At 52.1% G+C, this 13,462-nt stretch carries 12 protein-coding genes; all 12 read right to left on the bottom strand.

Translation table 11 applies throughout. The features are described from left to right. Window positions 1-2: 2 nt before the first annotated feature. The 12 genes from CWI35_RS11395 to nuoN all read right to left on the bottom strand — a co-directional run bounded on the left by CWI35_RS11395 (window position 3) and on the right by nuoN (window position 13,460). Window positions 3-980, bottom strand: a complete 978-nt coding sequence (locus CWI35_RS11395) for an ABC transporter ATP-binding protein (protein ID WP_119877746.1) — start codon at window positions 978-980, stop codon at window positions 3-5. Further along, window positions 952-1,956, bottom strand: a complete 1,005-nt coding sequence (locus CWI35_RS11390; protein ID WP_023633282.1) for an ABC transporter ATP-binding protein — start codon at window positions 1,954-1,956, stop codon at window positions 952-954. Before CWI35_RS11390 ends, CWI35_RS11395 begins: the two co-directional genes overlap by 29 nt. 8 nt (window positions 1,957-1,964) lie before the next feature. Next, window positions 1,965-3,527, bottom strand: coding sequence for a glutathione ABC transporter substrate-binding protein (locus tag CWI35_RS11385; protein ID WP_021321926.1), 1,563 nt, complete (start codon window positions 3,525-3,527; stop codon window positions 1,965-1,967). Window positions 3,528-3,558: 31 nt separating this feature from the next. Further along, complete coding sequence (locus CWI35_RS11380) at window positions 3,559-4,464, bottom strand: ABC transporter permease (protein WP_119877745.1); 906 nt, start codon at window positions 4,462-4,464, stop codon at window positions 3,559-3,561. A 26-nt stretch (window positions 4,465-4,490) separates the two neighbouring features. Then, a complete protein-coding gene (gene nikB, locus CWI35_RS11375; RefSeq protein WP_119877744.1) occupies window positions 4,491-5,432 on the bottom strand; it encodes a nickel ABC transporter permease in 942 nt (313 codons plus the stop codon). Window positions 5,433-5,667: 235 nt separating this feature from the next. Then, a complete protein-coding gene (locus CWI35_RS11370) occupies window positions 5,668-6,117 on the bottom strand; it encodes an Lrp/AsnC family transcriptional regulator (protein ID WP_015376050.1) in 450 nt (149 codons plus the stop codon). Between the two features lie 206 nt (window positions 6,118-6,323). Further along, entirely contained in the window at window positions 6,324-7,211 is an 888-nt protein-coding gene (locus CWI35_RS11365) for a stage II sporulation protein SpoIIQ (protein ID WP_119877743.1), read from the bottom strand. Window positions 7,212-7,399: 188 nt separating this feature from the next. Further along, entirely contained in the window at window positions 7,400-8,431 is a 1,032-nt protein-coding gene (gene spoIID / locus CWI35_RS11360) for a stage II sporulation protein D (RefSeq protein WP_011232807.1), read from the bottom strand. 566 nt (window positions 8,432-8,997) lie between these two features. Further along, window positions 8,998-10,302, bottom strand: coding sequence for a UDP-N-acetylglucosamine 1-carboxyvinyltransferase (gene murA / locus CWI35_RS11355; RefSeq protein WP_014196941.1), 1,305 nt, complete (start codon window positions 10,300-10,302; stop codon window positions 8,998-9,000). Window positions 10,303-10,333: 31 nt separating this feature from the next. Then, window positions 10,334-11,089, bottom strand: a complete 756-nt coding sequence (locus tag CWI35_RS11350; protein ID WP_119877742.1) for a YwmB family TATA-box binding protein — start codon at window positions 11,087-11,089, stop codon at window positions 10,334-10,336. 259 nt (window positions 11,090-11,348) lie between these two features. Then, window positions 11,349-11,588: a DUF1146 family protein gene (locus CWI35_RS11345; RefSeq protein WP_011232810.1), complete on the bottom strand. Its 240-nt coding sequence runs from the start codon at window positions 11,586-11,588 to the stop codon at window positions 11,349-11,351. A gap of 378 nt (window positions 11,589-11,966) precedes the next feature. Next, the gene (nuoN, locus tag CWI35_RS11335) at window positions 11,967-13,460 is read right to left on the bottom strand and encodes an NADH-quinone oxidoreductase subunit NuoN (RefSeq protein WP_119877741.1); all 1,494 of its coding nucleotides are present in this window, start codon (window positions 13,458-13,460) and stop codon (window positions 11,967-11,969) included. Window positions 13,461-13,462: the final 2 nt, after the last annotated feature.

The raw sequence follows: 13,462 nt of genomic DNA, 5'->3' as shown, positions 1-13,462 counted from the left end.
CCTTACTTCACTTCATGGCAAGCGACAAAATGACCTGGAGCCGCTTCTTTCCACTCCGGCCGCTCTTGTTTGCATCGTTCGGTCGCCACCGGGCAGCGCGTATGGAACGGACATCCTTTTGGCGGGTTGGCCGGGTTCGGCAAATCCCCTTCAAGACGAATGCGCTCCCGCTTCGCGCCTGGCTTCGGCCGAGGAATGGCGGACAGCAATGCTTTTGTATATGGATGGAGCGGATTGGCATACAACTCCCGAGATGGAGCTAGCTCCACCGTATGGCCTAAATACATGACAAGCACCCGGTCGCAAAAATGACGAACGACCCCTAAATCGTGGGAAATGAACAAATACGTCAGTTCATGTTTTTCTTGGATGTCTTTTAACAGTTTAATGATTTGCGCTTGAACCGATACGTCCAACGCAGAGACCGCCTCATCGCAAATAACGAGCGACGGGTTTAAGGCGATCGCTCGGGCGATGCCGATCCGCTGTCGCTGCCCGCCGCTGAATTCATGCGGGTATCGGTCGTAATGTTCCGGACGAAGCCCGACTTCTTGAAGCAAATGCAATACCCGCTCTTCGCGTTCGGCCTTTGTCATGTTCGTATGGATGATAAACGCTTCCTCCAAGGCATGTCCGATGCGTTGGCGAGGGTTGAGAGACGCATACGGATCTTGAAACACCATCTGCATCTCTTTTTTCCACTTTTTGCGTTGCCGTTCCGGCAAACGGCTGATCTCTTCCCCCCGAAAGAAGATGGCGCCCCCCGTCGCCTCTTCAAGGCCAAGAATCGTCCGGCCAAGGGTCGATTTTCCACACCCTGACTCGCCGACGATGCCAATGCTTTCCCCGGCAAATACATCAAGGGAAACGTTCTCCACTGCTTTGACGTAGCCTTGGATGCGTCGCAACACTCCCCCTCTGATCGGGTAATATTTTTTAACGTTTTCCAACTTAAGAAGTGGCTGCTTGGACTGGCTCATGGCTGTGAGCACCCTCCTCTAGCCAGCAACGGACAGAATGGTTGTTGCTGATTTTTCTCTCCAGCGGCGGCGCCGTGCGGCATCGGTCGGTCGCAAACGGACAGCGCGGGTGGAAGCGGCAACCGTCAATTTGTTCATTTAAACTGGGTAACGTCCCCGGAATCGGTTCGAGCGAATACTCCTCATCATCCACGCTTGGCACGGATTTCAACAACCCTTTTGTGTACGGATGGCGCGGGTTGGCGAAAATACTTTCGACATCGCCTTCTTCCACTTTCTCACCAGCATACATGACCATCACTCGATCCGCCATTTCCGCGACCACGCCCATGTCATGAGTGATCAAAATGACGGCCATATTCAATTTTTGTTTCAACTCATTGATCAAATCCAAAATTTGTGCCTGAATGGTCACATCCAAAGCAGTTGTCGGTTCATCCGCAATGAGCAAGCTCGGATGACAGGCAAGCGCCATGGCGATCATGACACGTTGCCTCATCCCGCCGCTCAACTCATGCGGGTATTGTTTCATCCGCTTTTCCGGAAATGGGATGCCGACTTGCTTGAGCAGCTCAATGCTTTGTTCGTGCGCTTCCCGTTTTGACAGTCTTTTATGAAGCATCAATGGCTCACGAAGTTGATAACCAACTGTAAACACAGGGTTGAGCGCTGTCATTGGTTCTTGGAAAATCATCGAGATTTCATTGCCGCGAATGCGGCGCAACTCTTCTTTCGGCAATTTCACCAAGTCGCGTCCTGCAAACTCAATCGATCCGCTCTCAATCTTCCCGTTGTTAGGAAGCAACCCCATAATCGACAGCGAGGTGATGCTTTTCCCGCACCCTGATTCGCCGACAATGCAGAGTGTTTCTCCTTTGCGGACGGAAAAAGAAACCCCCCGCACGGCGGAGACTTTTCCCTCCGCCGTGCTGAAGGTCGTGACAAGGTTCTCGACACGCAACAATGTTTCAGCCATGCTATCCCCTACTCTCTATGAACGTGATAGAGCGACCATTGTCCTGTCGGATCGATCTCCAATCCTTTCACCGATTGATCAACAGCCGCCGTCACGACGCCATGGTTCATTACAACAACGGCAGCATCTTTCAACAAGAATTCATTCGCTTCTTTCAACTTTTGTTTCCGCACTTCTGGATCGATCGTCGTACGTGATTCTTCGACAAGTTTGTCGAATGTCGGGTTGTTGTAGAACGTCCGGTTCGATACTCCAGCGTTTTTCGAATGGAAGTTTGGATAAAACAGCTCGCTGCCATCCGCCGTGCTGTTGGTCCAACCAAGGAATGTGATATCGTATTTTCCTTGCTTTGTTGCATCAAGGAAGGTGCCCCACTCCATCGATTCAATTTCGGCGTTGATACCGACTTCTTTCAGCTGTGCTTGAACGATCTCCGCCATTTTCATGTAATTTGCCGTATTGGCGACCAAAATTTTCACTTTCGTTCCTTTATAGCCATGCTCTTCAACGAGCTGTTTCGCTTTTTCAGGATCATAGGTGTAAGCGACGTTTTCTGACGATTCATCATAACCGAACACTTTCGGACCGATGACGCTGTTTGATTTCACCCCAAGCCCTTTCAGCTGCTGGATATACTCATCTTTGTTGATCGCATAGGAAACCGCTTGACGGAAGGCAAGCTCGTTCATCGGTTTCTTTTTCATATTAAAGCCTAAATAGTAGACTGGTGTGCCTTCCTTTTTGATCAGCTGAACATTTTTCATCGATTCGACGCGGGACAACTGTTCAGCCGGGATATTGTCGATAAATTGCACATCGCCCGTTTGCAGCATCGAAATCGCCGTCGTCACTTCCGGAACAACTTTGAACGTCACTTTTTCCAACTTCGGCGCCCCTTGCCAATAGTCATCGTTTTTCTCTAATGTCACATGGTCGCCCGGCACCCATTCAACAAATTTAAACGGGCCAGTGCCGACCGGCTGTTTCATTAAATCTTGTTTTTGATCAGCCGTCGGACTGACAATGGAAGCGTTCGTATGCGACAAGGCCGCCAACATCGGACCATACGGGTATTTCGTTTTGATCACTACCGTGTAATCATCTTTCACTTCCACCGATTCGACCGGTTCAAGAAGCGATGCCCTTGGCGCCGCTGTCTTCGGGTCTCTTAGTTTATCAAACGTATACTTGACCGCTTCCGCATTAAAGTCGGTGCCGTCATGGAATTTAATTCCTTTTTTCAATTTGATGACCCACGTCTTATCATCCGGAGTTTCATACGATTCCGCCAAATGCGGCTTGATTTCCATCGTCTCCGGATCACGGACGAACAACGTTTCATACACTTGCTCGATAACGGCAGACGAGACGGAATCGTTCGTTAAAATCGGCGAAAGGCCAACGACGTCAGATGTCGTCGCATACGTCAATTCCTGGGCGACGTTTCCTTTCCCTTGCGAACTGGACGAGGCGTTGTTAGAAGCGGATTTGCCTCCGCATCCGGCCAACGCCGCGGAAACGGCAAGAACAAAAGCAAGCACAACATACGACCAATACGTTTTCTTTTTCACTGGCTTTCCCTCCACACTATATATAAGTTTTTTATTGATTGATATCCATGTTTGGATCCAGCGCATCGCGCAATCCGTCGCCAACGACGTTAAAGGCGAAAACGACGAGCATAATAGCGATGCCTGGAACGACCGTCATGTGCGGCGACGTCCACATAAACGCCTGGCCAGCGGCAATCATGGCCCCCCACTCCGGCGTCGGCGGCTGAGCGCCAAGCCCCAAATAGCTGAGCGAGGCAGCAGATAAAATGGCAGTTGCCATGCGCATCGTCGCAAACACAATGATCGGCGCCAAACAGTTTGGCAAAATATGCTTGATGATAATGCGGGTGTTGCTCGCCCCGAGCGCTTTCATCGCCAAAATATATTCGCGATTTTTTACTGACAAGACGCTGCCGCGGACGATGCGGGCGCATGTCGGGATCGACCAAATACTGATAGCGATCGCCACATTAATCAAGCCGGTGCCTAAAATGGCTATGATAAGCATGGCAAGCAAAATTCCCGGAAACGCAAACAGCAAGTCGACAATCCGCATGATCAGTCCGTCGAGTTTTCTGTAATACCCTGCTAACAGGCCGAGCACCACCCCGCCGATCAGCCCTAAGCTGACGGAAACGATGCCGACAACGAGGGAAATGCGGGCGCCATAGACGATGCGACTCCAAATATCCCGCCCGTAGTTATCGGTTCCAAGCCAATGTCCATCAGAAAAAACCGGAAGCTCAGCCGCTGACAAATTTTGCTTTATCGGATCATGGGTGGCGAGCCACGGGGCGAAGATGGCCATGAGTACTTGAATAGCGATGATGACAAGCCCCACAACTGCTAACTTGTTTTTCAACAACCGCTTGATCGTGGTGATGTACATTTTTTCTTTCTTGCGTCCAAGGCCGGCTGTGGCATGGCCTGTATTCACCGCTGCACCGGTTTCCATCGATTTTCCCCCTTTCTATCGTTCTTTTAATCGTAACTAATACGCGGGTCGATAAACGTATAAATAATGTCAACAATCAGGTTGACTAAGACAAACAACGTAGCAACAAGCAAGACGGAGCCTTGCACCATCGGGAAGTCCCGGGCGGCAATGGCTTGCACCATCAGGCGGCCAACGCCGTTAATGGCAAAAACCTGTTCGGTGATGATCGTGCCGCCGAGCAAAAAACCAAAGTTTAAGCCAATAACAGTAATGACTGGAATCATGGCGTTGCGCAAGGCATGCACCCAAATGACCGTCCGCTCTCTTAAGCCTTTGGCCCGTGCTGTCCGAATAAAGTCGGCTCGGATGACCTCGAGCATCGACGAACGGCTCATTCTCGCAATCATCGCCGCTGACCCGGTCCCGAGCGTAATGGCCGGCAGCACCAGCTGCTTCAACCCTTCTGCCGTATAAAACGGCTGATCCAGCCCGCCGACTGGAAGCAACTGCAAGTTGACCGCGAAAATTAAAATGAGTACGGTGCCAAGCCAAAAGTTCGGGATCGAAATGCCTGCCAAAGCAAAGACGGTGCTGGAGACGTCAAACCATGAATTTTGCCGGATGGCAGAAATAATGCCGGCAACGACACCAATGATTACCGCCACAATAATGCTGGCAATGGCTAGCTTAAGCGTGTTCGGAAACCGCGTCATGATCGCTTCCCACACTGGCTGCTTCGTTTGGTACGAATAGCCGAGATCGCCATGAAACAGCCCGTTCATGTAGCGGCCATACTGGACAAGGAATGGGTCGTTAAGCCCTAAATCTTCGCGGATGGCCTCGATGTCTGACTGTGATGCGGTCGGGCCAGCAATGATCGTTGCTGGGTCCCCCGGAGCGATATACATGCTCGTAAAGACAAGGAACGAGATACCGACCAATAGGAGGATAAGCTGAAAAAATCTTCTGACAATCATCCCCGCCATCATATTCACTCCTTTCTGTTGTTTATATAAAAGAGAATTTTATATGCATTTGTTAATTAAAATTAAATTGATATTTAACAAAGTTAATTTTTATTTTGTTTTTTATGATTATATAGGAATTCGAATCATTTTTCTACATAATTCTCAAAAAAAATTGAATTTTTTATTATGAATAAAAAACGCCCCTTTACGGGACGCTTTTTACCGGGCTTCACGGCCCTACCAGAGGCGGCGGCTACAACTTCAACCCCGTCCGACTCTTAAAGCGGCGAAGCAAAATATGGCTTTCAACTCTCGTAATGCCTTCCAACGCGTACAACTCGTTATTGATGAATTTTTCAAGGGCGGCAAAATCTTCAACGAGGACATGCATATGGAGTGTGCTCGGGCCTGTCATTTGGTAGCAGCTCGCTACATTCGGGTTTTCGGCCAGCTTTTGCGCTACTTCGACCAAATACGCTGGTTCACAGTCGACCTCGAAAAACGCTGAAACTTGCTTGCCGAATTTCTCTGAATTGATGACAACGGTGAACTTTTCAATCACACCGTGCTTGACGAGCTGATTGACCCGCTCGCGGACGGCGACGCGCGAAAGGTTCAGCTTTTTGCCGATGTCGACGTACGACATGCGGCCATCTTCAATCAACAGTTCAAGAATTTTGCGGTCGATGTCATCTAGTTTCATCGCCTTGTCACCCGCCTAGCATCCATTTTTCTATCATTATAACGGCTCTAGCATGAGGTTAAAAGCTTTTTCAATCCCCGTCCGCAGCCCCTGCGGTGCAAAAGTCTCGTGAAACGACGATGAAAAAAGACCCGCCCGCTTGTCTTGGCAAACGGACAGGCCTTTTCGTCGCGTTTTTCGTTTCCTCTTGCTCGACGCCTTGTCGATTACGCTCTTGCCATGCCGATCGAGGCGTCTGGCGTTTTGTAGGATGAAGCGTCGTTGTTTTCGTCTTGATGGTTGTCGCTTGGCGTCGTCGAATGGTCGTCAGCCGATGGTTGTTCATTCGCTGGGTTTTCGTCTGTCGGCGCTGTTTCGTCACTTGGCATCAATTCTTTTTCTTTGCTCGTGGCGGCGCGATCGGTTCCCGTTTTGTCTTCCGCTTTGTCAGTCAAAGCCGTCAACGGTTTGTCGACATAATCGATCGGGTTGACCGCCCGGCCGTCTTTGCGAATTTCAAAGTGGACGTGGATGCCGGCTTCTTTGTTGAATTCGCTTTGCCCTGCCTTGCCGATCACTTCACCTTGTTTCACCGTGTCGCCGGCTTCGACTTTCACATCAGCGAGCGATTGATAGACGGTCGTGACCCCTTGTTCATGATTGATTTCGACAACATATCCCAAAATCGGGTCTTTTTCCGCTTTCGTCACCGTGCCGCTTAAGGAAGCGGTGACATCAAACGTTTTGCCGTCTTGGCGCACAAGATCGATGCCTTGGTTCGGGTGGTACGTATGATCATAAAAGACGAGGGCTGCTTCCTGTTCTGCTTCCGATGCTTTGTCATCGTAGAATGGCGTTTTCACTTGCACCGCATTTGGATCAAGCACCGGCATCGCAATCGTTTCGACCGTTTCATTGACCGGAACAGCCGGATTTTCTTGCTGGGCGGTGCCGTTTTTCGCCACGTTGTCTCTGCCCGTATTCTCCTCTTTGCCCAATTGGAACCAAAGCGCACCAGCGACGATTAATGCGGCAGACGATAAATAGATCGCCGGAAATACCCAACGTTTGCGGAACAGACGCTTCAGCGACGATTGTTTTTGTTCCTCTCTCATGTTCATCACCTCAGCAACCATTTTGAACAGAAAGAGGAAAAGATATACACATAGAAAATAATTTTTTCACTTATTTTTTGACATTCGACTAGATTTTATGCAAAAAAATGAGGGGCGCATGGCGAGGGGCGTCTCCCTGCCGTTTGCCCCGAACATTTGACAGAAAACCGGGGCGGCAGAACCCCGGTTCATCCATTTTTCGCGGTCAATTTGTTTAAAAACGCCGTCGCCGACGAAATATGAACGCCGCGGTAATAATATTTGACGATGTCAGCGTACGTTTTCCCTTCTTTGGCCATAAAGTTGGCTCCGTATTGGCTCATGCCGACGCCATGGCCGTAGCCTTTTGTCGTAATGATGATGTCATCTCCGTTGCGCACCCAGGTGAAATCACTCGACGGCAATCCGAGCCGTTCGCGCACATCGCGGCCCGTAAACGTCTTGCCGCCAATCTTCACTTCGCCGACGCGGCGGCCGGGAGTGCGCGATACAATGACGCCGACTGAGCCGTCAGCGGGCAGTTCGACCCCCAGTCTTCGCTCGAATTCCGCCACTGGCATCGTTTTTCGCTGGTAAAACTTCGGGGATTGTTTGTCCCATGGGCTGGCGACACTTTTTAAATACGGAAAATCGCTTTGCCAATAGGCTTCCGAATTTTCCGTATAGCCGTTGCTTGTCGAAAAAAACAGCGCCTCGATCGGCTCATTGTTGTATGTCAAAATTTGCCCTTGCGTGTCCATCACCGCTTTTGTCACTTTTTTCATTTTCCAATCGTAGTCGCTGCCCCATAGTTTTCGCAGTTCGTCATCGCTGTAATAGACTTGATGAGCCACCGTGTCGGTCACATTCGCTCCTTTTGGCAGGCGAAACGGCTGGTTGGCGAGCAATTGCTTCACGATGTACGTTCTTGCCGTCAACGCTTGCGCCTTTAATGCCTCGAGTTCAAATTCGGCCGGCATTTCCGCCGCAACGACGCCGATGACGTATTGCTCGAGGGGAATATGTTCGACGCGTTGTTCTTTGCTTCGATAGACCGCCACGTCGATGGACGGCCCTTCGGCTGCCTGCGACCGTTGGACTTGTTCTTGCTTGTGCAGTTGTTCGGCCAATTTGGCCACCTTCCCGTCATAAAATGGAAGAACGAGCGCCGTCGGAATGACGAGGATGGCGACAAACAGCGAGAGAGCGAGCGCCATCACCGGTTTCAGTCGTTTCACCATAGCCGAGCCCCCAATATGCATTTTCCAAGCACAAGCGGACATCGCGAATGAATGCCTGCGTTGGCTTCGGTTCGTTACTATAGTTATGGGCTCGGACAAGTATATATGACAGTTTTCTTTCCAGCCAAAACCTTCATGAGCGCGTTTCGCACTCCGCCTAAAAGGCTGGTGAAAAACAACGGATTCGCTCAGTTTGTGAGAAATCGCAAGGAATGACGCTATGGTGTTGCAAGGTTTTTCCATTTGAGAAACACTGTTGGAGAACAGCATTTCCCCTTAAATCGCCAGCCTGCTAAACATGAAGCCGTTGAAAAAAGTCGGTGACTGAATAGGGGCGATGGAACAAGGGGGTTCTCGAAAGCACATGTTTCACCACCGTCGCGACTTGCTTCGCGCGATGCGATCAAGCTTATGGAGAAATTTCATACAGACGGTCTTTCTCTGAGCTTCAAAACAGACCGTTAGGAACGAACGGTTGTTTTTTACCGTCCTTCGACGGTCGCCCGTGTTCCAAGAAAAAACGACCATTCCCTGCTCGAAGGCAGTTCACGGTCGTTTTTCGCTCTTTATCCGTTCCATTGGATCGTTTGAATTTGGTCGAATTGTTCTGTTTCTTCGCGGACGCGTTCAATGTCGGCCCCAAGCGCAGCCAACTTTTCGTGGAAGCGGACATACCCGCGGTCGAGATGACGAAGCTCGGTCACGCGCGTGTAGCCGTCCGCCGCGAGTCCAGCCAAAATCAACGCCGCCGCTGCGCGCAAATCGGTGGCCGCCACTTCGGCGCCTTGCAGCTGGCACGGGCCATTGATAATGACGGAACGCCCTTCAATTTTAATATCGGCGTTCATGCGCCGGAATTCCTCCACATGCATAAAGCGATTTTCAAACACCGTCTCGGTGATCATGCTCGTGCCTTCCGCTTTCAACAAGAGAGCCATCATTTGCGACTGCATGTCGGTCGGAAAGCCCGGATATGGCATCGTTTTAATGTCGACGGCTTTCAGCTTTTCCGGACCGATGACACGCAAGCCGCTTTCCTCTTCAATGACGGTCACGCCCATTTCTTCGAGTTTGGCGATCAGCGAGCCTAAATGTTCCGGAACGGCTCCTTGCACGAGGACATTGCCGCCGGTGATTGCCGCCGCCACCATAAACGTGCCGGCTTCGATGCGGTCCGGAATGACCGTATGCGTTGTGCCGACGAGCTCGTCAACTCCCTCGATTCGAATCGTTCCGGTGCCGGCGCCGCGCACTTTGGCGCCCATCGCGTTCAAAAAGTTCGCCAAATCGACGATTTCCGGCTCTTTCGCACAGTTTTCGATCACAGTCGTGCCCTCCGCGAGCACGGCGGCCATCATAATGTTTTCCGTCGCCCCGACGCTTGGAAAGTCCAAATAAATTTTGGCGCCGCGGAGCCGTCCGTTCACTTCCGCATCGATAAAGCCATTGCCGACTTTCACAGACGCGCCCATCGCTTCAAATCCTTTTAAATGTTGATCGATCGGGCGCGAGCCAATGGCACAGCCGCCCGGCAGCGCCACGCGGGCTCGGCCGTTGCGCGCCAACAGCGGCCCCATGACAAGCACCGACGCGCGCATTTTTCGCACATATTCAAACGGCGCTTCCACCGTCAACGGACCGGTGGCATCGACGGTAACCGTCTCGTCGGCAATGTGCACATCGGCGCCTAAATAGCGGAGCACTTCACTGATTGTATATACATCGGAAAGAGCAGGCACATCATGAATCGTACTTGTTCCTTTCGTAGCCAATAAAGTGGCAGCGATGACAGGCAAAACGGCATTTTTTGCGCCTTCCACTTTGACGGTGCCGCTCAACCGGTTTCCGCCACGGACGATGATCTTTTCCAAGGTATTCCCCTCCGCGTCCAATTTCTCTATATTAGTATTCAATGGTAATGATTGGGGTTCCAGCAACGACGCGCGTCTTGCCGCCCAATCTTTCTCTCAAGGCGAGTTGCAGGTTGATCGGCTGATGATTGGCGGCCGGGAGAACGTTCTTCCACTGCCCAGTATATGCAGACAGGGAAACGAGTGACTCTTCCCGCAGCCACTCGACAGGCGTCGCTTGAAAATCGCGAAGCAATTGAGAAGCTTGATCGAACAAACCACCTTCCATATTACCACTGAACTCGCCTTCAATACAAGCGAAAAATGTAGAGTGATTCACAAATAGTCCGTTCGTCGTTTTTTGAATGTGCTGTGCTGCTTCTTTCCACCCAGCTTGGCTCCACGTTGGGCCGGTCGCTTCATAGAGGATATACGTTTGCGGCGTTCCATTTGTGACGGTCATCACGAGCTGGATTTGTTCACGAAAAAAGGAATGTTCATTCGTGCCGATCACTTTTTGCCAATGGCTAGTTTGGTGGAACGTCCAGCGGAAGGAGCGGTATGTTTGTTTGAACTCCGCCATTTTTTTGAAAAAGTCCGCATCATTTTGAATATCGTGGGCATACTCTCTTGTGTACACGACCCAGCGGCCGAGCGAGGCACCGTGTTGCGCCAATGTGTGCGCCATCATTTCCAACGGTTCGGACCATTCGTTCCCCCGCGCGCCTTCCGTCCGGTATTGCCCTGCGGCCAACAACAAGACCGCGGCGGCCAGCGCCATCAGCCAACAGATTGGATTTTTTCCCATCTTCGTTCCCTTCCTCTCCTTACTTGTTATTGTTGCCACCGGGCAAGGGAACATACGTCAAAAAAATCGACAACCGGCGATTTTTGAAATCGCTTTCATAAATAAACATCAAAGCGGAGGGCAAACAGCCGAGAATCCATGGAAGAAGGGGACGGGACGGGGAGCAAAGAGGCGGCGGCAAGAACGGATCGGCCGGACAGAGGGCGGGGCAAGCGGGCAGTTGGAGGGGGAGCCGAAGCACCACGGCGCCCCGGGCCTCCTATTCGCGGAACAAATACGGCAAATCGGTTGACCAAGCCCAATAGTCAAGGAAAAAGTTCGCCACCGTCGAGCCGATGGCAATCGTCAATAAAATGTACAGCAGCCGCCCTTGGACGACGCGGTTCGGCCGAAGCAGCACCTCGAGCCGCACCGCCTGCAGCGTCCACCACGTCACCGCTAGAAACGCCAAATGAACGATAATCGAAATCAACGCTTGTTGGCCGATGACCGGCATCATCAAGTTTCACCTCTTTCTCAAGCATATGTGAAACGGCGCATACGAAGCATTTCCTCTTTTTCGGAACGCGGCGCGCAGCCAAAGCACTTCATGCGTTTCGAAAACAGATTAAGCGTCGCATGACAAGCTCTTCTCCCCCGAAACAGCACCGGCCGCACATCCAAGGTGCTCCTCGTCCCGAAACAAAGCCAGCGGGATGAGCATTCCCCTCTTTCTATGAAAATGCGCAGGCCTTGAAACTTTCATGCTAGGTGGAAAGCAAACATGGCTCGATGGAGCTTTCCTGCGCAAAGCACGCAGCGCATCCCCTCCTTTCCAAACGAAGCCGGCGGCGCAAAAAAAGAGGAGAGGCATTCTCCCTCTCCCTTTATTCTACCGTTACGGCAAAAAATCGCCAAAATGCCCAAACTGGGCAAGCATATCGTAAGCAAGCCCCGGCGCCCAGCCGATCGCCAACGTTCCAAGCGCGCAAAGAACGACGGCGGTCGACAGCCCGGCCGGCAGCCGGCCAAGCGGCGCGGTGAACGTCGGGCGGAAAAAGAGCTGGACGATCAAATTGAAATAATACACGTACGAGATGACGGTCGTGATCGCCATCACGGCGGCGAGCACATAATGGCCCGGCTCTGTGACGACAAGGCCGATGAAAATATGCAGCTTGGCGATAAAGCCAGCTGTTCCTGGGATGCCGGCGAGCGAGAGCAAAAACAGCCCGAGCGCCGCAGCCAGAAATGGGCGGTGCCGATATAAGCCGGCGAGCCCATCCAAATCATCGGATCCGGTTTCATTGACAATATGGGCAATAATGGCAAACGCCCCGATGTTCATCAACGTATAGACGAGCAAATACATCCAGAGCGAATCGATCATCGCCCATGACATCGCGGCAAACCCCGCGAGCAAGTAGCCGGCGTGGGCGATGCCTGAGTAGGCGAGCAGCCGCTTTAAACTCCGCTGCCGAAGCGCCACGACGCTGCCGATGATCATCGTCAATCCAGCTAACACGGTGATGATCGGCTGCATCGACAAAAGAAGCGATGATGGGTCACGCCCTTCAGACGGCGCCGCGGCAAAGATCGTCACCAGCAAACGGAGAAGAAGGGCAAAGCCGGCCGTTTTCGACACGACGGCAAAAAACGCGGTCGCTGGAACGGGCGCTCCTTCGTACACGTCCGGCGCCCACATATGAAACGGAACAGTCGCCAGCTTAAACGAAACGCCGATGAGCAAAAGCAGAAACGCCAAAGCAAGCATGTACGGCTCGTTCATCTCCTGCAAGCGGCGCGCGATGCCGCCGAGATTCGTCGTTCCGGTCAAGCCGAACACATAACTCATGCCAAACAGCATGATGGCGGTGGCGATGCCGCCGTTAATGACGTATTTGAGCGCCGCCTCGTTCGATGCCGGCGCCGTTTTGCGCAAACCGGCCAAAATGTAGGACGACACCGAAAGCAGCTCAAGGCTGACAAATAATGTAAGCAAATCGCCGCTAGACGCCATCATCATCGCCCCAAGCAGCGCAAACAACATCATATAGACAAATTCGCCGCGGTGCGGACTGCCTTCTTTCGGCGCCCATTCGGCCACTAAAAGTAGAGCGAGCGCTCCGCCAGCCAGCAAAATGAACTTGAACGCTTTGGCGAACGCATCGAGCCGGAACGTATCATGCAAAATCGATGCCGACCCGGCCGGGATCATCGCCGCTGTCGCGATCATGGCGAGCGCCGCCGCCGCCGCGGCGCCCCAAGCAAGCGGCCGGCGGCTTCGATCACTCGGCAGCGCCAAGTCCATCACCAACAGCGCTATGGCGGCCGCGAGGACGATCCATTCGGGCGCCATCATGCTCCAATCGGATTGCCATACATCGTTCATGT

This window comes from [Bacillus] caldolyticus, from assembly GCF_003595605.1.
Taxonomy (GTDB): domain Bacteria; phylum Bacillota; class Bacilli; order Bacillales; family Anoxybacillaceae; genus Geobacillus; species Geobacillus thermoleovorans.
This window is presented reverse-complemented; position numbering and strand designations above follow the sequence as displayed.